The sequence below is a fragment of the Staphylococcus sp. CoH_129_LAB_1 genome, from assembly GCF_058191515.1.
This window is the reverse complement of sequence record NZ_JBXWKZ010000093.1, coordinates 1-233: the sequence shown is the minus strand read 5'-3', so window position 1 is coordinate 233 and position 233 is coordinate 1. Positions and strand designations below refer to the sequence as shown.

Below are 233 nucleotides of genomic sequence, written 5' to 3'. Positions count from 1 at the left end.
GATGCACTGTCTGATGTACTCATTGAGCTTGAATCAGAAACGCTTGTGCTTACTGACGCACTGTCTGATGTACTCATCGAGCTTGAATCCGATACGCTTGTGCTTACTGACGCACTGTCTGATGTACTCATTGAGCTTGAATCCGATACGCTTGTACTTACTGACGCACTGTCTGATGTACTCATTGAGCTTGAATCCGATACGCTTGTGCTTAGTGACGCACTATCTGATGT

Annotated in this window: 1 protein-coding gene; it reads left to right on the top strand. The window is 45.5% G+C overall.

Annotation, left to right across the window (positions count from 1 at the left end):
- On the top strand, positions 1–233 hold a 233-nt coding region (locus AC2FB1_RS11250), incomplete at both ends, for a hypothetical protein (protein WP_490675292.1).